This is a genomic window from Dyadobacter alkalitolerans DSM 23607, assembly GCF_000428845.1.
Taxonomy (GTDB): domain Bacteria; phylum Bacteroidota; class Bacteroidia; order Cytophagales; family Spirosomataceae; genus Dyadobacter; species Dyadobacter alkalitolerans.
This window is the reverse complement of record NZ_AUAS01000004.1, coordinates 162244-184299: the sequence shown is the minus strand read 5'-3', so window position 1 is coordinate 184299 and position 22056 is coordinate 162244. Positions and strand designations below refer to the sequence as shown.

General features: G+C 45.0%; 27 protein-coding genes. 6 read left to right on the top strand and 21 right to left on the bottom strand.

From position 1 onward, the window contains the following. Positions 1-111: 111 nt before the first annotated feature. The 3 genes from G395_RS0109290 to G395_RS0109275 all read right to left on the bottom strand — a co-directional run bounded on the left by G395_RS0109290 (position 112) and on the right by G395_RS0109275 (position 2180). Positions 112-522: a hypothetical protein gene (locus tag G395_RS0109290; protein ID WP_157486631.1), complete on the bottom strand. Its 411-nt coding sequence runs from the start codon at positions 520-522 to the stop codon at positions 112-114. A 172-nt stretch (positions 523-694) separates the two neighbouring features. Beyond that, positions 695-1270, bottom strand: a complete 576-nt coding sequence (locus tag G395_RS0109280) for a porin family protein (RefSeq protein ID WP_026629797.1) — start codon at positions 1268-1270, stop codon at positions 695-697. A gap of 379 nt (positions 1271-1649) precedes the next feature. Beyond that, the gene (locus tag G395_RS0109275; RefSeq protein WP_026629796.1) at positions 1650-2180 is read right to left on the bottom strand and encodes a DUF2911 domain-containing protein; all 531 of its coding nucleotides are present in this window, start codon (positions 2178-2180) and stop codon (positions 1650-1652) included. Positions 2181-2621: 441 nt separating this feature from the next. Here G395_RS0109275 and G395_RS0109265 point away from each other — a divergent pair, with 441 nt between their 5' ends. Then, positions 2622-3383, top strand: a complete 762-nt coding sequence (locus tag G395_RS0109265; RefSeq protein ID WP_051350087.1) for a DUF72 domain-containing protein — start codon at positions 2622-2624, stop codon at positions 3381-3383. A gap of 36 nt (positions 3384-3419) precedes the next feature. Here the strand turns inward: G395_RS0109265 and G395_RS0109260 are convergent, their stop codons facing one another. The 3 genes from G395_RS0109260 to G395_RS31060 form a co-directional block, all read right to left on the bottom strand. After that, positions 3420-4190 (bottom strand): oxygenase MpaB family protein, encoded by a 771-nt coding sequence (locus G395_RS0109260; protein ID WP_229204100.1) that lies wholly within the window; start codon positions 4188-4190, stop codon positions 3420-3422. A 95-nt stretch (positions 4191-4285) separates the two neighbouring features. Beyond that, complete coding sequence (locus tag G395_RS0109255) at positions 4286-4690, bottom strand: response regulator (protein WP_026629792.1); 405 nt, start codon at positions 4688-4690, stop codon at positions 4286-4288. 43 nt (positions 4691-4733) lie between these two features. Beyond that, entirely contained in the window at positions 4734-5237 is a 504-nt protein-coding gene (locus G395_RS31060; protein WP_051350086.1) for a PH domain-containing protein, read from the bottom strand. 154 nt (positions 5238-5391) lie between these two features. Between G395_RS31060 and G395_RS0109245 the strand changes: the two genes are divergently transcribed. Further along, a complete protein-coding gene (locus G395_RS0109245) occupies positions 5392-5820 on the top strand; it encodes a VOC family protein (RefSeq protein ID WP_026629791.1) in 429 nt (142 codons plus the stop codon). A gap of 62 nt (positions 5821-5882) precedes the next feature. Here the strand turns inward: G395_RS0109245 and G395_RS0109240 are convergent, their stop codons facing one another. Both G395_RS0109240 and G395_RS0109235 read right to left on the bottom strand, forming a co-directional pair. Further along, positions 5883-7301 carry a carboxylesterase family protein gene (locus G395_RS0109240; RefSeq protein ID WP_026629790.1) on the bottom strand — a complete coding sequence of 473 codons (1419 nt, stop codon included), beginning with the start codon at positions 7299-7301 and terminating at the stop codon, positions 5883-5885. A gap of 162 nt (positions 7302-7463) precedes the next feature. Then, positions 7464-8120, bottom strand: a complete 657-nt coding sequence (locus G395_RS0109235; RefSeq protein ID WP_035360844.1) for an SDR family NAD(P)-dependent oxidoreductase — start codon at positions 8118-8120, stop codon at positions 7464-7466. 104 nt (positions 8121-8224) lie between these two features. Here G395_RS0109235 and G395_RS0109230 point away from each other — a divergent pair, with 104 nt between their 5' ends. Beyond that, complete coding sequence (locus G395_RS0109230; RefSeq protein ID WP_026629788.1) at positions 8225-8461, top strand: DUF3072 domain-containing protein; 237 nt, start codon at positions 8225-8227, stop codon at positions 8459-8461. A 117-nt stretch (positions 8462-8578) separates the two neighbouring features. Here the strand turns inward: G395_RS0109230 and G395_RS0109225 are convergent, their stop codons facing one another. The 5 genes from G395_RS0109225 to G395_RS29015 form a co-directional block, all read right to left on the bottom strand. After that, on the bottom strand, positions 8579-9880 hold the full coding sequence (locus G395_RS0109225) for an MFS transporter (RefSeq protein ID WP_035360840.1): 1302 nt from the start codon (positions 9878-9880) through the stop codon (positions 8579-8581). Beyond that, on the bottom strand, positions 9880-10518 hold the full coding sequence (locus tag G395_RS0109220; RefSeq protein WP_026629786.1) for a bifunctional 4-hydroxy-2-oxoglutarate aldolase/2-dehydro-3-deoxy-phosphogluconate aldolase: 639 nt from the start codon (positions 10516-10518) through the stop codon (positions 9880-9882). Before G395_RS0109220 ends, G395_RS0109225 begins: the two co-directional genes overlap by 1 nt. 18 nt (positions 10519-10536) lie before the next feature. After that, the gene (locus G395_RS0109215; protein ID WP_026629785.1) at positions 10537-11574 is read right to left on the bottom strand and encodes a LacI family DNA-binding transcriptional regulator; all 1038 of its coding nucleotides are present in this window, start codon (positions 11572-11574) and stop codon (positions 10537-10539) included. A 135-nt stretch (positions 11575-11709) separates the two neighbouring features. Then, a complete protein-coding gene (locus G395_RS0109210; RefSeq protein WP_169720021.1) occupies positions 11710-13995 on the bottom strand; it encodes a mechanosensitive ion channel family protein in 2286 nt (761 codons plus the stop codon). Positions 13996-14156: 161 nt separating this feature from the next. Further along, positions 14157-14402, bottom strand: a complete 246-nt coding sequence (locus tag G395_RS29015) for a hypothetical protein (RefSeq protein WP_035360832.1) — start codon at positions 14400-14402, stop codon at positions 14157-14159. Positions 14403-14533: 131 nt separating this feature from the next. On the opposite strand from G395_RS29015, the gene G395_RS0109200 reads away from it, so the two are divergent. Beyond that, entirely contained in the window at positions 14534-15274 is a 741-nt protein-coding gene (locus tag G395_RS0109200) for a DNA-formamidopyrimidine glycosylase family protein (RefSeq protein WP_026629783.1), read from the top strand. A 20-nt stretch (positions 15275-15294) separates the two neighbouring features. Here the strand turns inward: G395_RS0109200 and G395_RS0109195 are convergent, their stop codons facing one another. The 4 genes from G395_RS0109195 to G395_RS0109180 form a co-directional block, all read right to left on the bottom strand. Next, entirely contained in the window at positions 15295-16629 is a 1335-nt protein-coding gene (locus G395_RS0109195; protein WP_026629782.1) for a WG repeat-containing protein, read from the bottom strand. A gap of 99 nt (positions 16630-16728) precedes the next feature. Beyond that, positions 16729-17325, bottom strand: a complete 597-nt coding sequence (locus G395_RS29010) for a 2'-5' RNA ligase family protein (protein ID WP_229204099.1) — start codon at positions 17323-17325, stop codon at positions 16729-16731. Between the two features lie 29 nt (positions 17326-17354). Then, the gene (locus G395_RS0109185; RefSeq protein WP_035360829.1) at positions 17355-18056 is read right to left on the bottom strand and encodes a 2'-5' RNA ligase family protein; all 702 of its coding nucleotides are present in this window, start codon (positions 18054-18056) and stop codon (positions 17355-17357) included. A 23-nt stretch (positions 18057-18079) separates the two neighbouring features. Further along, on the bottom strand, positions 18080-18649 hold the full coding sequence (locus G395_RS0109180; protein ID WP_035360827.1) for a cupin domain-containing protein: 570 nt from the start codon (positions 18647-18649) through the stop codon (positions 18080-18082). A gap of 78 nt (positions 18650-18727) precedes the next feature. Between G395_RS0109180 and G395_RS0109175 the strand changes: the two genes are divergently transcribed. Then, positions 18728-19348: a TetR/AcrR family transcriptional regulator gene (locus G395_RS0109175; protein ID WP_026629779.1), complete on the top strand. Its 621-nt coding sequence runs from the start codon at positions 18728-18730 to the stop codon at positions 19346-19348. A gap of 22 nt (positions 19349-19370) precedes the next feature. Here G395_RS0109175 and G395_RS0109170 read toward each other — a convergent pair whose 3' ends face one another. Beyond that, positions 19371-19841 (bottom strand): DUF6644 family protein, encoded by a 471-nt coding sequence (locus G395_RS0109170; RefSeq protein ID WP_026629778.1) that lies wholly within the window; start codon positions 19839-19841, stop codon positions 19371-19373. Positions 19842-19843: 2 nt separating this feature from the next. After that, positions 19844-20197: a DUF6152 family protein gene (locus G395_RS0109165; RefSeq protein WP_026629777.1), complete on the bottom strand. Its 354-nt coding sequence runs from the start codon at positions 20195-20197 to the stop codon at positions 19844-19846. 85 nt (positions 20198-20282) lie between these two features. Here G395_RS0109165 and G395_RS0109160 point away from each other — a divergent pair, with 85 nt between their 5' ends. Beyond that, positions 20283-20738 carry a hypothetical protein gene (locus tag G395_RS0109160; RefSeq protein ID WP_026629776.1) on the top strand — a complete coding sequence of 152 codons (456 nt, stop codon included), beginning with the start codon at positions 20283-20285 and terminating at the stop codon, positions 20736-20738. Between the two features lie 28 nt (positions 20739-20766). Here G395_RS0109160 and tnpA read toward each other — a convergent pair whose 3' ends face one another. Both tnpA and G395_RS0109150 read right to left on the bottom strand, forming a co-directional pair. After that, complete coding sequence (tnpA, locus tag G395_RS0109155; protein ID WP_026629775.1) at positions 20767-21228, bottom strand: IS200/IS605 family transposase; 462 nt, start codon at positions 21226-21228, stop codon at positions 20767-20769. Between the two features lie 68 nt (positions 21229-21296). Further along, on the bottom strand, positions 21297-21779 hold the full coding sequence (locus tag G395_RS0109150; RefSeq protein ID WP_026629774.1) for a hypothetical protein: 483 nt from the start codon (positions 21777-21779) through the stop codon (positions 21297-21299). Positions 21780-22056 lie beyond the last annotated feature (277 nt).

Sequence of the window (22056 nt, the reverse complement as noted above, 5' to 3'; positions counted from 1 at the left end):
GATGTCCGATAGTGAACAGCATTTGTACGGTTATGCCAACCTAAGATCACTATTCAGCGAATCTTTGGTGGTATACAGGAAGGTTTAATTCGGAAGCGTTGAATGGAGATGTCAGTTGCTGGCGGCAAGCTTCAAGGTGACTTTCTGGAAGTAGGAAGCGGCCTGAGCACCGCTTTTCTTTTGGGATTTAAGCGTTGATTCGTTGATGAAAAGCTGTGTTTGTTTAAAAATGCTGTCATCATCACGCCAGTCTGCAACATTAACCAGCAACGGCTTCAATGGCCGGAAGAAATATTCAAACAGCACCCAATTCACATAAAAATCGTGGTTGTAGCGCATGTAATACATGGGTTCGAATTTCTCTAATTTTTCCAAAACGATCTGCATCGGCGTTTTCCCCGACTTAGGACTCTTCCTGAGCTGTGGCATGGCAGGGTGCAATACTTTCGCTTCCAGGAGAAGGTTAATGTAATCATTCAGATTGTACAGAACTGTTTCATTGTGAACAGTGTAACGGATCATTTGCATAGTGAGCGCAAGGGTGTTTTTGAATCGTTCAAAAATCAAAAATATCAGAACCAATTCATTTCAACCAGCGCTGACGCTAATTTAGAGCGGTTAAAAACACGGCGCAAAAAAAGGGAATGAGTCAAAACTCATTCCCTGTCAAATTCTTTTCAGAAGGTAAGATGTCTTATTTCACCAACGGAATAGCCCAGAAGATGCTGGCCTGGATTACGCTGTTCTTGAAGTCAGGATCAATGTTCTGGCCGGAGAAATTACCAACCTTGGAAAGTCCTGCAATATAACGAACGCCCACACCCAGTCCGATCGGTGAATGATAGCCAATGCCACCCGCTGCTGCCAGATCAAGGTTTTTAGCGAAGTTATTAATCGTCTGATCAGGAATGTTAGTAGATGTTCGGAAACCCGCTTGTGGGCCAAATTCCACATAAAACCCGCCGTTTGTTTTAAATTTAAACATTACAGGCACGGTAACATAGCTAATTTTGAAGTCTGATTTATTTCCCGCGTTGTCAACTTTCGCTCCTTGTGTAGAGAATAAAACCTCTGGCTGCAATGAAAATACTTTTCCGAAACCATAGTTAATAATCCCACCCAGGTGATATCCTACCAATGCATCCGATTCAATGTCACCGCCAGTATAGTTGCTGATGTTCAGACCGGCTTTTGGTCCAATGCTAAATTTTTGGGCAAATGCTGACTGTACTGAGATAAGCAGCGCGGCAGCCAATAATAATTTTTTCATAGTTAAAAATGTTTAATGATTTACAAATCCGTTGACGATTTGCCTTTGCAGTCCCGGCACCAACCGGGCCTCATTAAACATCAGTCCAAATCTCATGCCATTCGAATCAACCCACCACAAGCATTCATCTGCCCCCCATTTTCCCCACTTCCCTCAGGGATAGCACTTCCTGATCCGCGCGCATTTACGCTCGCAACATTCCGTTAGATGCAATATTTCCGGAACCAGTTGGATGTATCATTTATATTGGTGGGATACGAACTCTCAATCCAGTCAAAAGGCACATTATGGCCGTTCTTTCTCACCCGAGCGCAATACAGTTTAAAACCAAAAATCCCCGCCAACTTCCGGTTTGCGGGGATTTTACTATTCAGTAGGATTACTTGATGGTAACAGGCACTTCGGTGTTTTCCCAGCGGAGGAGGAAGCCGGTTGGGGTTACTTCGTAGGCTAATGTTTCAGCCATGGAAGCGCTTTTGGCTGGCTTGGCTTTTACGGTCAGGACGTCTTTGGAAGCGTCTTTAGATGTTTCGCCGCCGCGTTTGATGCCCCACTGGCCGGTTTGTGAGTTGAAAATAAAGGACCATTCATTGGCTCCGGGAAGCGCGTAAAGGCTGTATTTGCCAGCAGGGAGTTTCTGGCCTTCAATCATAATGTCTTTGTCGGTTTCAAATATCGTGGCCTCATTTGCGCCGGCACGCCATACTTTGTCGAACGGAACCAGTTCGCCGAACACTTTCCGGCCTTTCGCCGAAGGCGCAGAATAGCTGATGGTAATGTTGGCACCGCCTGCTTTTCCGGTTGCCGTCTTAGCCGGACTCGCTTTCGGTTTGTCCTGCGCATGGCTTGCAAAGGCAATCAGCATGCAGGTAAACATTACAAAACCCTTTAAGATGAATTTGTTTTTCATGTCAATGCATTTTTCAGTTTTCAGATCAATCAATTTTTATTAAATATCGACATTTTGTCCTATAAATTGACTTGCATTTTGCAGGCGCCCGGCATTCCTATGTGAAAGGGCACATCGCGCAAACTATTCCAACTTTCTTGGCAACTTTACTGTCATGGTAAAACCCAAACAATTCGTGACATACACCTTTTCATCCGGCAAGATTCGGCCATTTGCGGAGATCGGACCGACCCTTCGACTGCGTCAACCCCTCACCCTGAAAACTGATGGTTATGGCTGCGGCGTTTTCGGATGCTCTGGTAAGGAAACTGATCAGGATATGCAGTCAATAACGTTTGGTATAAAATTGGTAGCAGGTTTTGCTTCAACAAATAATTTAGCCATGTATCCCATATAAGGTGCGACTGGATATGTGGGTTCGGCGGTTTCAAATCCGGCTTTATGACTGATATGCCCTATTTCCCATTCTATGCAGGCACCAGCGGCTTAATGCTGCCGGTGCCTAACAAGCAGTTTTATCCGGAAGAATTCAAAGATAAGAGCCGCCTTACTTACTATGCCTCCATGTTTAACAGCATAGAGATCAATAGTTCATTCTATAAGGTTCCGCTGGCATCAACAGTCAGGAATTGGGCGTTACAAGTGCCAGATGACTTCAAATTTACCTTCAAACTCTGGCGTGAGATTTCGCACAACAAGGGGCTTGTTTTTAACCCGGATGATGTAAGAAGATTTGTTGAGGTGATCGACAACATTGGGGACAAAAAAGGTGCGCTGCTGGTGCAGTTCCCTCCCAGCCTGAAAGCGATCATGCTGCCGCAATTAGAAAGTCTGCTGGTTGCGATTGCTGCGGCCGATCCTGACAAGCATTGGAATCTTGCCTTGGAGTTTCGGCATGACTCATGGTATGAGGATGCGCTTTTTGAGCTGACAGAACAATTTGGTTGTGAAATCGTCATGCATGACAAACCCGGCTCAGCACCAGGCATTCCAGAATCGGACTCGACATTCAAATATCTGCGCTTTCACGGCCCGCAGGGCAACTACCGGGGCACCTATGAAGATGATTTTTTATACGAATCGGGCGAGCAGGTCCAGGATTGGATAGCGGAAGGAAAGACGGTTTATGCCTATTTCAACAACACAATGGGAGAAGCGATCAAGAATTTGAACTTGCTTAATGCTGCGGCTAACCCTGTGTAATGTTGCGCTGACGCTATATTATAAGCAATTTCAATGTCAGCGAGCGTCCAGCCCTGCTATTTCCATTTTATATTTTGCGGGCAGGATCAAATCTTTGACAAACTGGTGCAGGTGAAAACTGCGGGCAATTTTATAGGCTGGTAGGACCATTTTAAGGACAGACCAGCTTCCCAGGGAAAGCAGTTGGTTTATGTGCTGCGGTACAAGCCGGACCTGCACTTCTTTGAGCATGATATAACGCGGCAAGCCAAGATGCTTTTTGTATTGTTTATATAAATCAATGGAAAATGCGCTCTTGACAAAGTTTTCGGTCAGCTGCTGTTTTCTCATGATGAGCCATGCTTTATAATCGGTCGGCAAGCCGCCAATACCCATTCTTGAACCGACCTGGTAAAAGACTTCAAAAACCTCGGCCTTTTCTCCCTGTGTCAGCTTTCTTTCCAAAAGTTCGAATGAGCGTATTGAATAGTCGATCAGCATGAACAGCACATCACGGTAGGCCCAATCCGGGATTTGTGCGCCCCGCTCCTTTTCTACTTTTTGGTGAATGGCCGTGATTTGGTCAATCGCTTGCAATGCTGCGTGATATTCGGAAAACACGATCCGGCGGGAGTAAGTAACCGTCGAAAACAGCCGCGCCAGCGGATCGGCCGGGAGTTTTCCTGTGAAATACAGCCAGTCCACGGATTTGTTAACTGCGAACTCAGCCGAGGCTCCGGCGAAAATGAAAAGGATCGTATCTGCATTTCCCCAAATCTCACGTACAACAGAATCTTCTTTCACAAACCATTTCATCCCGGTAGTCATTTCGATTAAAAATAAAAAGTACTTTGCATAACAAAGTTAAATAGAAGAGCGAAGAGTTCCAAGGTGAAATCGAATAAGTTGCGCTAAGTATAAGTTTATTTTTTCCCCAGAAATCGGGTGAGGATGCTCTTTGCCACATCCAGCAAGGCTTTGAATGTGTTGGGCTTTACGATAAAATCATTTGCTCCTGCGGCGAGCGCTTTCTTTTTGAGCTCGGGATTGCTGGAAGTGGACATCATTACGGCGGGCAGCTCGCTCAATCCCGGCTCTGCCCTGATTTCCTGAATTGCCTCAATACCATTCATTTTGGGCATATTCATATCCAGAAGCACGACGGTTTCAGACAGGTCGCCGGACTCCTTAACATTCTCAATCAATTCCTTGCCGTTTTCTGCTTCGATAACCGTCAGATTGGGATTGGCTTCCTGTAAAGCGTCCTTAATCAGCATTCTGTCATCCTCGTCATCATCGGCGAGGTGAACTGTCTGTCCTTCTCCCATATTCTTTCAATACTTGAAGAACAAATATATTAATCATTACCGTCTAAGACAATACGTTACCTGCTATCTGGAATTCGTCCACAAAAGCATCGACCTGGTCTGGGGTAATAATGATATTTTTTCCTTTCACTGTCTTAATCAGAACAGCATTGTTTCTTCTGGTCGCATACCAGGTCATGTTTCCGATTTTATGATGATAATATTTGCCGAAATAGCCAAAAAGCCCACCTACGCCGAACGTACGAAGGCTCCACCGCAACCTGTCGCTATCCAGCGCTTCCACTTTCGCAATGTTGCTGCGCGCTATCACGACTTTATCGAATGATCTCCGGATGATTAGCTCGTTGGGTGTGACCTTGTAATCCACCGGCCGGAATGCAAAGGCCAGGCCGTAACTAAGGATAAGTATGACTCCGATCACGTAGGTTGAGCCCTGTGAAATCTCGTCTTCGCCCAGGAAGACTTGTAAAAAAATTCCGATATACAAGGCAGTCACAGCAGCGGTCACGATTTTGGCGAGCGTATCCCAGGAGGTTTTATGAGTCATAGCTAAAAGGCTTGGTTACCCTAATATATGCTTTCTTCCACAATTGTCCCAACCTCCCCCTGCGATTGTCCTTATTACGGACGATGCAGTTTCTGGCAACGCACTAATTTTGGTTTGTTAATACGAATTTCTATCAACCTTCAATTTTTTCGTCATGCCAAAACTAAACACCTATCTTAACTTCGACGGCAAAGCCGAAGAGGCCTTCAACTTTTACAAATCCGTTTTCGGAGGTGAATTTCTGATGGTTCAACGCATGTCGGACATGCCCGGAGCCGAGCAGCTTCCTGAGAATGAAAAAGGCCGTATGATGCATATTTCGCTTCCTATCGGCAAAGACGATGTGCTGATGGCCTCCGACATAGTCCCTTCCATGGGACATAAATTAGAGTTAGGCAACTATGCATATATTTCCGTTTTCACCGATGGCCGTGAGGAAGCAGACCGTCTTTTTGCGGGACTTTCTGAGGGCGGTGAAATTGAAATGGCTCTGGAAGATACTTTCTGGGGCGATTACTTCGGCAGTTTCCGGGACAAATTCGGGATCAACTGGATGATCAATTACCCGCAACAGGGTCATTGACATCAACGCAGCATATACGAAGGTCGCTGATTTCCTCAGCGACCTTGCCGCCATTAGGAAGCCTATTGTTTTTGTGCAAAAAGCCAGCTCATCAAGCCAGGTTCGGCCTGCACATACCGCCAGATATCATGCCCTGAATTTCCAAATTCCGTATATTTAGGTTTGCCCCCTGCTTTTTCAATCGCGTGAATCATATCCCGTGTGGCATCAACCGAAACAAGAGGATCTTTGGCACCGTGAAACGCCCAGATTGGCTTCTTCGTCAGGCGGTTTGCTAATTCCGGATTACCGGCCCCGCAAATGGGAATGGCCGCTGCGAACATATCCGGACGCGTGCTGACGAAATGCCACGAGCCATAACCGCCTCCGGAAATACCCATTACATAGCGCCGGGTTGTATCAATGGAGTATTCTTTTTCTAATGTTGTGATGGTCTCAAAAACAAGTGTATCAATGTCAGGGTATTCTGAAATGCCACCAAAACCAGCGCCTTCGGGACAATGTGGTATGAGAATAAAAGCCGGGTATTTCCATCTGATCGAGTCGCTTAGCAGAAATGGTGCAGGATCAGCGGAGAGCTGGCGTACATTGTCTTTGCCATGCGCTCCTCCGTGGTGCAGACACACAACAAGTGGATATTTTTTTGTTGAGTCATAGGCAACCGGCGGGACCAGTCGATAGCGCAATGTATCGCCCTTCTTGTCAACATAATGTCTCGGCCTGAATTCTGCCGTTTGTTTAAGCACTTGCATTGACGGGATATAAGCCCGGCCCGTCCCGGAACGATAACTTTCACCGACGAAACTCATTCCAAAGAACAAAATGCTAATGATCGCCGCCACTTTCAGAGCTTCCCTTAAAATCACCGGCTTTCTTTCACGCTCGTTGTTCAAGCTTTTGCTCTCCATTAATAAATCCAGCAAAAATGTAACCGGAACCAAGATGCCGAAAAAAGCGATAACCCTGTAAGTCTTATCCAGCAACAATCGCAACGCAATATCCTGGGAATTCATGGACCACAAAGCAATCACACACACAGGGATCCCCGTCAGAATAGCCAGCCAGCCGCCCCGTTTTAACCATAGTCTTTGTCCTGTATTGGAAAATACCAAACTTGTTCCGTAAAGCACATTCAGGACCAGTCCGACAACCGTCAAATTCATGTAAAACGATTGCAGATCGCGGTGCATCAGCAAAAAATAAACCATTGTCATCTGCGCGAATAAAACCAAAGCGCTTGCCAACGCTGTGGCAAAAACAACTTTGTAACCCTTAGACCAATAATATTTAAGCAGCGCAAAAGATGAGATAGCAAAAACAGACTGCAATACGGCAAGCCACGAGTGAAACGATTGAAAAGTTATAAACCTACTGCCCAGTAATAAGCTTATAACGGTCTGGATCAGGATGGCAACAAGGTAACTTGCTACGAAAAAGATAGCGAAGGAATAGAAATCCCGGGATAAAGGGCGGTTTTGCATAGGCTGGAAAGTGATTTAGCTGGTGCTGTTCCTTTTGTTTCTGCATTTATAAATAAAACAAACAATCTCTCAAACTACTTTCCCAGCTAACACACTTTACATAAGCGGTTTACAATCAGCACGAACGGTTCACCCTTACGAGCCGAACCCTAATCCCAAAAATCAGAATTCTATCTCTGCATTTGACTCTTTTCCTGATAGAATGTCCTGGATGGTGCGGGCAATAGCGGCCGGGATTGTCCATTGGGAGAAATCCGCGTTGGGCATTGCTTCGCGGTTTGTTACTGTGTCAATGGTTCCAGGAAGAAGTATGTGCGAAGTGATCCCGGCATTTGCTTCACTTTGATTAATGAGATCCGAGAAGTTATAGAGCAGCTGTTTAGACAATGAGTAGGCGAAATTGCTGCCTGCGTTTTTGAAATCCATGGCCGCTTTCGACCCGACAAAAATAAGCTTGCCGCCGCCGACTGTTTTGAAATGGGCAATGAGCTTATGGGCAACATTAAATGCGGTCGCGAAATTGAGGTTCACCATCTTCGTAATGTCATCCATGGAAGTTTCAGCAAGATTCCCGGGCTGAAACCCGCCTGCGAGGAAAACCCCTGCTTTTATTTTTGTGTTTTCAGCCAAAACCTTTTGCACGAATGCGTCAGCCTGCTCACTATCAGCTAAATCCGTTGGATAAAATGACACATTTCCAGCGCTATTCTCAACATCTTTTCTGACCGCAAGATGCAAGTGATAGCCACCTTCTGCTAATGTTTGTACAACCGTTTTACCTAAATTCCCTATGCCGCCAGTAATCAGAATGTTTTCCATACGCCAAATTTACAATTCGATTCTCCATCATCAAAAGCTATACTGCGCTTAACCTGCATGCCTGGCTCAGTTTTTTTATATCAGCTTAAAAAAACGATATAATCATGGCTGATATAAATAAAAACGAGTCTGAAGAAAATGACCAGATAAAAGGATCCAATACTGTAAAAGATCCTAACGAGTGGACAACCGGCGACGAACCGATGACGGGTGCGCAACAATCCTATCTCAAAACGCTTTCCGACGAAGCTGGTGAAGAATTTGATGAAACATTAAGCAAAGCAGAAGCATCCAAGAGAATCGACGAGTTACAGCACAAAACGGGCCGTGGCTTGAAATAATTGGCATTCAAAGCATTAATGAACGAAGGCCGCTTGCAAGTTTGCAAGCGGCCTTCGTAGTATTCTCTACTTCTATTTTTCACTCCCATTTTTCTATTTGGATAACGTAGCGAGCCGTTAACGCAGCTCGTCCAGTTCTACAATCTTAGGCGTTTTTGTTAACAAATGAATGATCAGCCACGCTATCAGATAAGTGCATCCGCAGATTGTAAAGATAATGTTATAGCCGCCTTCCAGGTTACCAGCAGCTTTGTAACTGTCCAGCAGACTGCCAATCAGGATAGGAAACAAAATCCCGCCGACAGCGCCGGCCATGCCGCCGATGCCCACCACTGAGCTTACTGCTTGCTTAGGAAAAAGATCGGACGGCAATGTGAACACATTTGTTGCCCAGGCCTGATGCAAGGCAACTGCAAAACTGATCAGCCCGACTGCGAGCCAAACATTTCCGGCAAACTGGATCATTATAACCGACAGTTCCAACACAGCAAAAGCAAGCAGCACGGTTTTTCGGGCTTCCAATGTAGGCCATCCCTTCTTAATAAGCCAGGAAGACAAATAACCGCCTCCTATGCTGCCGATGGTCGTTGCCGTGTAGATCAGCATCAGCTCCACACTGAATTTTTTAAGATCCAGATTGAATGTGGAGGCAAAATAGGATGGTAACCAAAATAGAAAAAACCAGTAAATGGGATCTATAAGGCCCTTTCCAGTAATGTAAGCCCAGGTTTGCGGAAAAGTAAAGAGCTTGATCCACTGAACAGGCTGCTTTTCCGCCTCGCTTTCATCCTGATCTTGCCCACTGGTAATGTAATGCAATTCAGCTGCGCTCAGGCGTTTCTGCTGTGCGGGAATGTCATAGTATATCAACCAGAAAACCAGCCATACAAAACCCAGTGCCCCAGTAATCCAAAACACTTCCTGCCAGCCAAAATGACTTAATATCCAGGGCACAAGCAGCAATGCTACAACCACACCCACGCTGGTTCCGGCATTGAAAAGGCCTGTTGCCAATGCACGTTCCTTCTTCGGAAACCATTCCGCAACTGTTTTCACTGCTGCCGGGTAATTTCCTGCTTCGCCCAAACCAAGACCCACGCGCGCCACACCAAACCCAAACGCACTCCGCGCCACCGCATGCAACATGCCCGCAATGCTCCAAAAGACAATGGTGATCGAGTAACCTATCTTTGTCCCGATCCTGTCGATAAGCCAGCCAAAAATCAGCAAACCTAATGCATAAGCGGCCGTGAACGCCATAACGATCCGGGCAAAATCAGTCTCGGTCCAGGCGAATTCTTTTTCGAGAATGGGTTTCAGCAGACCAATGATCTGCCGGTCGAGATAGTTGATGGTTGTGGCGGTAAAGAGGAGCACGACGATGAACCACCGGTAACTCCCGGTCTTGCTGTTCGCCATTACAAAGCGAGTTTGCTGTGGAATTGACGGAAATGTGCTCTCAGGCCTTCCCAGTCCTGTTCCTGAATCAGTTTTTTATCAAACAGCTGCCCTCCTACCCCCAGACCATTGGCACCGGCTTTCAGGAAAGCGCTCATATTTTCGAGACTTACGCCACCGGTCGGCAGCAGTTTCAGCTGGTTCATCGGCGCTTTGAGATCCTTGATATATTCGGGGCCAAGTGAAGTTGCAGGATAGATTTTCACCATCGTCGCGCCTAACGTCCATGCGTTGTAAATCTCTGTCGGCGTGAATGCACCAGGGAAAATAGGCACCTTCCTTTTTACGCACCATTTGATCACTTTTTTATTGATGATTGGCGTCACAATAAACTGAGCACCAGCTTCCAACGCCATTTCCAGATCATCTTTTGTGCATACGGTCCCTGCACCAATATTCAGCCCTTCGCCTTCGGTTTCCAGAGCCAACCTGATCATATCGGCAGCACCAGGTGTGTTCATGGTAATCTCAATGGTCGTCAGTCCGGCTTCCTTATAAAGAGGAAGGATCTTCTGGACATTATCGGGTGAAATATTGCGGATAATGCCCACTAAAGGCGCTTTGTTAAACAGTTCCCAGGAAAATGTACGATCATTCATAACTTGTGTTTTTACTAATTATTCAGCCATCCATGTGGATTTGGCCATAGAGGAATCTCTTGCAATCAGCTTGGCTTCCATCAAAGTCTGCCTCATTCCCTCTTCGGGATTCTTCATTTTTTTCAGGAGATATTCTACGGATGTTTTACCCAATAATTCCAATGGCTGACGCAGGTAAGTGATGGGGCAATAATAAAGATCAAAAACCTCGGCCTGGCCAAAACTAACGATTGCCAGATCCGAAGGCACTTTCAGGCGCAGCTCATTGATATACTTTAATCCGTTAATTGCCAGGCCATAAGTTGCAAAAATCAGCGCTTCGATTTTATAATCAGCCGCCAGATACGCGTCAATAGCGGTTTTTACTTCCTGCTCCATGTTTTCGAATGTAACCTCCTTTAACCAATTGCCGTCAAAAGCAATGTTGTTATCGCTCAGCGCATGTCTGTATCCCCTAATCCTCTCGACCATATGATACATTTGTGACTTATAAGCAATTAACCCAATGCGTTCGTAACCCGACTGAATCAAATGAATTCCCGCATCATAGGAAGCTTTGTAATTGTTGGTCGCAACAAAATCTGTCTCAATGCTAGGAAAGTGCCTGTCCAGCAGCACGAAAGGAAGATTGCGTTCTTTTAAATATCGAATTTGGTTTTCCGAACCTTCGCAGGAGACGATGATAAAACCATCAACCTGCCTGTTAATGAGGACATTGAGCAAGTCCCAGGACTTCTCTGCATTTTCATCACAGCTGCCAATGATTACCGTGTAACCGTTTCGTTTGGCTTCGTCTTCTACGACCCTGGCAATGTTGGCAAAAAATGGATTGGAAATATCGGCGATAATCAGCCCTATGGTGTGCGTTTTCCCACTTCTGAGGCTTTTGGCAAGATGATTGGGCTGGTAATTGAGCTCTTTGGCGATCTCTCTCACTTTTTTGGCAATCGCCTCGCCCACTCTGGTTTCCTTTTCTTTGCCGTTAAGGACATAGGAAACCAGGGCAGTAGAGACGCCCGCTTTTTGTGCTATGTCTTTAAGGGAAATTTTCTTCATTCGGGGAAATAATGCTGTCAAATGTATGTTTAAACGATTAAACAGCAAAATGTTGTCCCGAAATTTTTATATAAAATAATAAAAAAGGCACATCAACCTGGCAATGCCGGTTAATGTGCCTTTTGAAATACGCTATTACATCACCTTGATGTCATTGGCCTTAAAGCGGATCAAGATCTGCTCTAAAACATAGCTTTTGTAAGTGGTTTCTGAGTAAACGCTATTCAGCCAAACCAGGATTTTCAGTTCAATACTGTCACCTGTAATGGCATTGAACAACACTTGCCGGGGCGCTTTTTTAACGACACCCTCTGCCTTGTCAACAATGTCGTTGATTATTTTTTTAACCTGCTCCAAATCTGCGTCCGTGCTGATCTTGAAAGTAATCTCAGCTTTCAAACGCGCATTGCTGGTTGTATAATTGACAAGCCTGCCTGAAAGCAGATCGCCATTTGGAATAATCACTTTTGAACCCTGAGGCGTAAGCATCCTGCTCGACCGGATGCCGATATCAAGCACCTTCCCTTTTTTGTCGGCCAGTTCAATGTAGTCACCGATTGTAAAGGGTTTTTCAAAAATCAGGATAATCCCGGACACGAAGTTGTTGACAATGTTCTGCATACCGAGTCCGATACCCACACCCAATGCTCCCAGCAGCACAGTGATTTTGCTAAGCGGGACCCCGGAAACGGTGATGGCAACCAGGAAACCAACCACAATGATAACCAGCCGGACGAGCGCCAGTTTGGAGCCCTTGTGAACAGAATCTGCCGTAAAATTAACATCCGGACCCGAAAACAGCAGATCGATGTGTTTTTGTAACTTATTAGCAAGCCAGATGATTACCGAAAAGAACAGCACATTTTCCAGTGTAAATGTCACGGAACCAAACGTGCGCTCTTTTTCAAGGATATCCAGGAGAAAACCAAATATGGGTTCAATGATGCTGAGGTTGATGCAGAAAACCAGGATCCATAAAAGCACGGAAACGAACGACATCAGCTTAGTGAAAGTAGCGCGGCTTTTTTCGATGTTAATACGCGAAAAAAGCCTTTTTGAAGCCACACTCACCTTCATATGCAAGTCCAGGGCTTCCAAAACAATGTGCACAAAAATTCCAAGGCTTAAAACCTGAATGAGGCCGCTGATGGCTGTAATGTTGAACGTTTTTGCGAGTGATATGCGTCCCAGTGCATTGAGGACTACTGCGAGAATGTTTAAAACAATGTAAATGATCAAGACCGGCTTGATGAATTTTTCCTCCATTTTCACTTCCCGCAACTTCCTGAAAAACCAGACTCCGAATGCAATAGAGCCAACGTTAAGTGACATCAGGGCCAGACGGGATAAAAGAGATTCGCCTACAATGATGTTACTGATGATGGTTAGCACGTAGATAATCAGCACTGAAAACCACCATACCAACTGTTTACCGGAAAGCCTCTTCATAAAGAAGATGCTCATCGTTATCAGCAGCAAAAACTGGTTCAGCTCAATGTAAATCGATGGCGACCGCGGCTCAAACAGCGGCGTAATATTGAAAAGGATGATAAACGTGGCAAGAATTGGCTTCGGATTGATGTATTTAAAATCGAGCTGCCCGATTTCCCTGCTGATCGCAGCAGAGGCAGCCAGCCGGAAATTGACGAAAATCCAGACAAAAAATCCTATACAAAACAGAAATAGAAGCACGCGATTATCCCAGGTCGACTGCAAAAAATAGCGCAGGATCTTGTTCTGGCCTGTATATGAAACTTTAATAATGTCATTCGCGCTCCGGTTCATATTTCCCGGCGGCGCTTTCCAAATGTAACTCGACTCCTTCCCCAGCAGATTTCGTCCGGACTCTTTAATATAATCGTTGATAGTGGTTTCCAGGTCGTTTGCGCGAAAGAAAACCTCAGAGACCTCGGCCAGCAAGCTGCTTACTGTGTCCAGGTTTGCAGTGGTAGTTTTTCCTGCATCCTGCAATTTCACTTTCAAATCGGCGATTTGCCCGGAGTAAAGCTTCTTTTGTGTGCTGTCGCCCGCCTTGATATCCAGCAGTGAATCCCTGCTAAATTCAATAACCTGTTCGGAAAGTAGTTGCAGGTCGTTATTATGCTTGCTCAGCGTCTTGCGCCATTGACCTGTGCGCTGCTGCACATCGGTGAGCATCAGTTTGTAATTCTGTAAATCTTTACTGCTTGGTATGGCATTTTCGGCGCTTACTGCTGCCTGTATCTGGTCTACATTGCGCTTAACGCCGACTAGTTCTTCTCTAATCAAACCGCTGTCGTAGCCCTTCTTATTGGCGCCATTAATTTGAGTAATGACTGCTTGTGCTTTCTCAATTCTAAATAAAAGCGTATCAGGAATAGCAACTGTGCGTGTGGATTTTTTTGTGGTGTCTTGCGCTGCAATCCGGAGCGAAAGCAGCATTATGATAAAAATTGTTGAAAAGAAATTGCTTTTGGTCATATAAATTCTAGCTGTGCAGGAACATTAAATCCCTTCTTTCAAACTAAAAATCATACCAGCGATCCGCTTTTACAGCAACCGTGCCAAGTTATATGCAATGCAAGGACCTAACCCAATTGGCCTCAGTCCTTGTCAACCAGCACAATGCAGTCGGGACAATCGTCTTTTCCCGCCGGCACCGCGGAGGCTTGCAATTGTAATTTTTTGCCTGTTGCATCGGCTTCTTCCAAGAGTTCGAAAACGCGACGCTCCCCTACCATCAGAAGCGCCTGGAACAGCACGCCCGCGTAAGCGCTCTCCTCGCTTTGCGGACCTTTCGTCTTGGCCAAATCGTTATAATATCCAAAAAGATCTTTGCCTTTTCCCATTGCTATATGTTGGTTTTGGTTAAAAGTAAAGGTGCATGTCGACTTACTCAATAAGTGTGCCTGCAAACAGCATTGCGACTGGCATTAATTTTTGAGAAGGCCACGCGAGCTATTCATCAACCACTTATATCATGCCCGAGGGACCGTCCATTGTTATTTTAAGAGAAGCAATCGATGCGTTGCATCTGGAAAATCCGGTTATCAGACTTGCAGAAGGCAATTCCAAGATTGACAAGGACCGGCTAACCGACCAGAAAGTGCTTGCTTTCCGATCCTGGGGAAAGCATTTCCTGGTGTGCTTCGAGGACTTTACCTTACGGATCCATTTCATGCTGTTTGGTTCCTATCTTATCAACGAGCGTAAGAAAACACCACCGCGTCTCACGCTCGTTTTCGACGACGCAGAACTGAATTTCTACGCCTGCTCGGTGGCAATCCTGGACCAGCCTGCCGATGCGATTTATGATTGGAGCAGCGATATCATGTCGGATCAATGGAGCCCTGAAAAGGCAATCGACAAATTACAAGACAAATTAAAATTGCTCACTTGCGACGCACTGCTGGACCAGAACATTTTCTCCGGAAGCGGCAATATTATCAAAAACGAAGTGCTGTTCCGCATCCAGGTGCACCCGCTCAGCAGCATTGGGGCATTGCCAAAAGCAAAACTCGAAGAGTTGGTCCAGGAAACCAGCCATTACAGTTTCGATTTTTTGCACTGGAAAAAAGAATTTACCCTAAAAAAACACTGGCTTGCACACACCAAAAAAACATGTCCCCGCTGCCTTATTCCGTTTCACAAGGAATATCTGGGTAAAACAAAACGACGAAGTTACTTCTGCGAGCGTTGTCAGGTGCTATATGGGGAGTGATGTAGTGGTGCAGCGGATACTCATTTCTTCCGCTTAGCCCGAGCCAGCTGCACGCGTTTGAAAATAAAGCTGTTAATGTAAATAAAAAGCACCAAGCCGATCAGGATGAAAATGGCATTGAGCTTGTAGGAGAAACCTATGAATTTTTCTTCCCCCTTCATAGAGAGTTCGAAGCGTAGCCACAGGCGCTCTACTACGGTTGTTTCTTTGTCAAATGGGAGTGCTTCGTCGTAAATGGGCTCGATAATGTAGCGATCGTTGATGTCGATATAACCGTATTTATCATTGATGCGGACCATAGAAATGCCGCGGTTATAATAGGATGCGAAGTCGTATTTGAGCGGCGTCCGGATTTTTCCTTTTTTGTCAATATGACCAAATTTTCCGTTGATCGCTACGGCCGAGCGATCTTCGCTGGTGAAGCCGGTTGCTTCGTCGTATAGAAATGGAATGCGCGTTTTACCGGTTTTGTCTATACAGCCCCATTTGTTATTTTTCTTAACCCAAAATAGCCCGGAAGTCGGTTTGCGCGTATCAGTATATAAAAAATCCGTGATAAGCTCACCGGTGAAGACATTGATATAACCAAACTTATCCCCATACTTAACCCGCTCCATACCCTGTCCCGAAAACTTGTATTCCGGATCAATGTCGTCCAGCGAAACGGGCACGCGCAGGATCATTTTGTTGTCAATAATCCCGTATTTCCCTTCATAAAGAAAATGATAGATATACTTTGAGCTCTTCACCTCCTTCTCAATGAATGGACTGAAATTCCAATTCAGGATGAAATAGTTGCGGCCTTTCCACCAGAGAATGTCTTCCCGCGTGTCCTGGTTGCAAATCATATCCATCTTTGCCGCAGAGATTAAAAAGTCCTTTCTGAAATACTGGATGGGAACTTTGTAAATTTCCTTTCCGGTGGAATCGATATAGGAAAGACCGTACTGCTTTCCCGCGCGATAAATTACCCAAGTTTTTCCTTCGTAAAATTTATCCGTTGAAACATAAACAGGCTGGATAACCACCTCGCCTCTCCTATTGATAAAACCGTGACGGCCAAGCTTTTCCTCATCCAGTTTCATTGGCACAAACTCTGCCAGATCGCCTGAAAACTCACCGATATCCCGGTAAGCGGGCGTCAGCTTTTTGCCATTATTATCAATCAAGAAAGTCTCGTAAGCCCGGCAGGGAATGGTTATCTTCTTGACAACATATACACCTTTGTACTCCTTATAAACATTGTATTCTGAAAGCCACGGCTTCCCGGGAACCGAAACGGACTGGCCAAATGCTCCCTGAAAAAATGCGGCAAAACATATAAAAAATACCCAGCTAACAGCCTTCTGAAACATCCCAGCAAAAAATTTATCCAACATCCATTATGTCACCAGCGACTAATATACCCATTATGCACATTGATTGGATAGTTACCGGCATTTTTATGTTGTAAATCAGGGCTGAAAAAGATCCAGCTGTGCAAGTGGTTCAGGAGATCCCAATAAAGGAAGCACATCAACCACATCATACTGGCGACGTTTTTCATTAAATTTCCGAATAACAAACGAGTCGCACCAAAAACTTGCTTCATACGTCGGCAACATTGCATATGCTAACTCAACCCACTCCCGCGTAAGCCTGCGACCAACCGACATATGCGGATTTTTCGACTCATCGGCCCATTTCCGGGTGTATTGCTTTTTAAGCTTTTTATCAAATGCTTTCACCACAGCATCGCTACGCTGCCTGATCGCGTCGGAAGAATCAATTGTCGGCTTAATGTAAAACGCAGAATAATTAGCCCTGTCAAAATCATCAAATCCTGAAAAGTGGATTTCAAAAGGGTCCAACTCAGCGACGATACGGCGATATTCGGCCAGGATATACGGATAATCGTTTTCATCCGCCTCAAATCCATCCAAAGAAATATGTGCCTCCGCATTGGCACTGCCATAACTTTTGCCAAAAGCACTTCTCAACTGCTGCTTCATCTCTGCAACATCAAGCGAAATCGCCGCGCTGGGCATGATGGCTAGGGAATATTGCTCCACGTGTCTTGTATTAATTGTAAATTTTCATGTTAAAACAGCCGCATCTGCTGCCCCACCATATATTCGTGGCCTAACAAAGGAATGGTGTTGATAATTTCGTATCGGCGTTTCCCTTCGTTGAACTTGCGCATTACAAACGAGTTGCATGTGAACTGCTCGGTAAATGTCTCGGCGAAAAATTCGCGAGAGACTTTTATTTCTTCAAGGGTGAGTTCACGTGCAATGGTCATATGGGGCTTTTTCCGACCTACCGTATCCCAACGGTCTGTGCACCTTTGCCTCAAAAGTTTGTTAAAGTTTGTTCCAATGCTTTTGCAGTATCGGGCGATTTGCTGTGCGGATTCATCACCTAGCTTTATGTAGAAAGTGCATTCAGGTCTGTCCGAAAAATCACCGAAACCCGAGAGTTCCATTTCCAATGGTGCCAATCCGGCCAGCACCCTTTCAAATTCAGCAAGAATAATGTGATAGTCATCATCGCTGGCCATAAACACTATCAATGTTACATGCGCCAGGGAATTTACGCTCCCGTAACTGCGGCCGAGGTGCGTTGTCAGGCGTCTTTTAAGCGTCTTGACAAGCTCAATGGTGCGCGCATCAGGATTTATAGCGAGGTTGTAAACAGAGAATGTTTTACTTTTCATCAATTGATAGGCCACATCGTAAATATCGGCAGGAATAAAATACCAATCAATGTTGGAATGAAAACAAATGCATATGGCTCTCTGCACGAAATGTCTATAATTAAGGGAAATCAAATTGCCTTTGGGGCGCCTTTAAATCTCTTATCCAGTCCGCGCATCTTTCCGATAAAAAGTACAATTGGAAAAATTACTTTCTTTACAAATGCGGGAATGCCTAGCATGTCAAATTCAGTTTTATATTTCCAGAGCAAATAGGCTGCGTCGAATGTGGCAGGGATGCCCTTTTCGTTTTGACGGCTGGAACGGTAGATTTCAGAGAGAAAATACTCAATATTGTGAGGGGGCCAAATTTCGCCGGTGCAGTGTAATGTTGTTTCCCCTGCATTCCAAAACCGGTGAGCAATTCCGCTTTCAAATGTTGCCTGATCTCCCCTTCCGAGGAAATACGGTTCCTGGCCCAGAATCTGGACGCCCATTTTACCTTCCTTAATGTACAGGCTCTCGTACTGATGGTGATGCACATGCATAGGCGGACCGGCCCCTGGACTTACCTGATTCTCAACTTGTAAATACTCAACGCCATCCCGGATTTCACGCCCGAGAAATGTGAGCTGCTCACCATGACCGTTATCGATCGTAACGGGATAAACTGGGTGGATGGTAGAAATTACTTTTGCCATACGATTTAATATTATAATTTTGGACAACGACCTAAAATTAAGCGGTATTAGGACATTGACCAAATTAAAAATAAAAAAGTGAACGCAACGCAAGAGAAAATTATTAACCGGGCACTAGAGCTTTTCAACCAGAAGGGGATTGAGTATGTGGGCATGCGGGAGCTCGCCACTGACTTAGGGATGCGGATAGGAAACCTCACTTATTATTTTCCTACAAAAGATGACCTTGTTTACACCCTTAGTCAAACCTACACTGAATCGAATACGCAGATCCACAATCAGTTACCAATAAAAAGTTTATATGATTTCCTAAAAAAGAATATGCTATTATTTGAAAACAGCTTAAAGTACCAGTGTTTGATGCTTAGCATGGTACATTTGATGGAGCAAAATACACGTATTGCTACTAATTACCAGAACGTTATACTCGACCGTACCTCTGGGTTGGAGCGTGATGTTGCGCTTTTGGAAGAAACAAGATATCTCAGGTTCAGCTCAGCAAATGACAAGCTATTGATCGTTTCCAGTAACAGTCTTCAAAACAGATTTTGGCTTTCCGAAGCTGTTCTGGCACAGTCGCGGCAGCATATTGCCAGTCAGATGACACATTATTTACGGATGAAAGCACATTTATTTCGGTCTTATGCGACAACAAAAGGCCTCAGTGATATTAACCGTTTTCTGGAAGAACTGGTTTAACATTTCTTCAACAAATATCCATTTAATAAGCAAGCAACCGACCGCAGGCAATGGCAGCAATCCAAACTACAATAGAAACACAGGCAGTAATCTTGGCCTGAAACAAGAATTTAGCATTTGGATTCGCCCCCGGTTTGAAAATAAAACGGTGAAAAACGAAGACATTAATTGCCCCAATGACAATAAGGCTCATTTTTGTCCAGAACGTCGGATCAACACCCAGCGCATTGGCGTTCGTGATGAACAGCAATACGCCGGATGGGATTATCAACAGCAGCGATCTGCGCGACCACGGCAGTAAATGTTCAGCTAAACTGGCTAAGGGAATCTTTTTGGAGAGTCCCAATAACCTCAAATCAAACATAAAGGCTGGTCCAACCAGCATGACTATCCCCACTATATGGACGATTTCCAATATCGGATAAAGCCACAAAGATTGACGAATGCCTACTGCCCACGAAGTTTTTTCCAGCCAGTCAAGAAAGTCCAGCACTATCAGCGAAGTTCGAATTTCCTACCATCCACGAAGATCCTCTCAGCGCGCATTTCGCCTTTTTCGGTCTTATGCGGATAAGCGACAAGCCTTACAGATGTGCCCTTTTTGATCATATCACCTGTAAGTCCCCGATCGGTCATACGGCTGGTGGGCGCCAGAAATACCGTATACATTTCTTTGTTGTACTTAACCTTAGCGAGCACATGCGGATTTTCGTAAATCGATTCTTCAATTTTTGTTTCAAAATCCTGTGGCTTGGTTTGGTCATAGTCGGCCCAGCCGTGATGCAACATGGTGAAGGAGGCGCAAAGCAAAACCACCAGCGCCATTGTCAAGTTTTTTAAGCCTTTCATAAAATGTTGAGTTTAGTGTATTTAAAGTTAAAAAAATAATCCATTAACTTGAAAGCCAAATCCAACTCTTATTTCTGTAACCTTAATGAAATCAAAATTTTACACCCTTGCTTTTCTGACAATTTGCGCTGCCTGCGGCGAAAAAAAGAACGATCCTGACACAACTTCTCCCTCCATTATTGGCACATGGGCACTTTCATCCAGCAAAGTGATCACCAAAAACGACACGCTTGTCACGTTTCCGATCAAAAACCAGGAAATGATCAAAATGTTTACAGCATCGCATTTCACTTTCATGAAACACGATATCAATCAGGGCAAAGGCGATACGGCCGTTTTCGACGCTGGCGGCGGCACCTACACATTAAAGGGCGAAGAATATTCGGAACATCTGCAATACTGTAACTACCGCGACTGGGAAAATCGAGATTTCCACTTCAAACTCCGTTTGAAAGGCGATACCCTCATTCAAACCGGCATCGAGAAGATTGACCGCTTGGGGGTTGATCAGGAGATTTTGGAGGTTTATGTGAGGAAGTGATTGAGGCTGAACCGGAAAATTAGTAAGATTAGATCAACCCCTTAAAGACATATTGCTCATCGTAATCAACTCCGTATCTAATCAGCATTTCAATATACTCGTTCCGGAATGTCGCCTTGCTATGGTGTTGTTCTTGATTTTGAATGTATTTGATAACGTTGTCGATATGTGACTGACTGTATGAGAACGTCCCGAAACCTCGCTGCCACTCAAATCTTTCTACGAGCAATCGGTTGTCATTAATCCATTTTGAGGATTTTGCCTTGACATTCTTCATCACTTCTGAAACAGAAATGGAAGGCTTCAAGGCAAAGAAACAATGTACATGATCTTCAACGCCGTTAACTATTATTGTTTTGCAACCAGTTTCATTGATCAAATTGCCAATGACCGCCATTAACTCCGCCCTCCATTCCTTATCAAGAACTGCCCGGCGATATTTTACCGCAAATACAGCTTGAATGTACATCTGAGAGTAGGTGTTTGCCATGTGTGTCAAATTAGATATCTGGCAGGCAAACTAAGCATCAATTTCCACAGAGAACATTATCACTTTTCCTAAGGAGACTTTGGTATATCGAAAGGTTTAAGCAAAGCCTTGAGATTGCGCAAAGGCCAGGATAAATCCTGACCCGCAATATAAACCGTGCCTGACGGCACTAACATCCGACAAGGAAGTGCCGTCAGGCACAACCAATCCATAACCCGGGATTTTAATCCCGGCGAAAAAACAAAGGCCAGGATAAATCCTGACCCGAAATATGAACCGTGCCTGACGGCACTAACATCCGACAAGAAAGTGCCGTCAGGCACAATAAATCCATAACCCGGGATTTCAATCCCGATGAAAAAAACAAAGGCCAGGATAAATCCTGACCCGAAATATGAACCGTGCCTGACGGCACTAACATCCAACAAGAAAGTGCCGTCAGGCACAACCAATCCATAACCCGGGATTTCAATCCCGGCGAAAAAACAAAGGCCAGGATAAATCCTGACCCATAAATCTGAACCGTGCCTGACGGCACTAACATCCGACAAGAAAAAGTGCCGTCAGGCACAACCAATCCATAACCCGGGATTTCAATCCCGGCGAAAAAACAAAGGCCAGGATAAATCCTGACCCGAAATATGAACCGTGCCTGACGGCATTAACATCCAACAAGAAAGTGCCGTCAGGCACAACCAATCCATAACCCGGGATTTCAATCCCGGCGAAAAAACAAAGGCCAGGATAAATCCTGACCCAAATATATGACCCGTGCCTACCGGCACTAACATCCAACAAGAAAAGTGCCGTCAGGCACAACCAATCCCG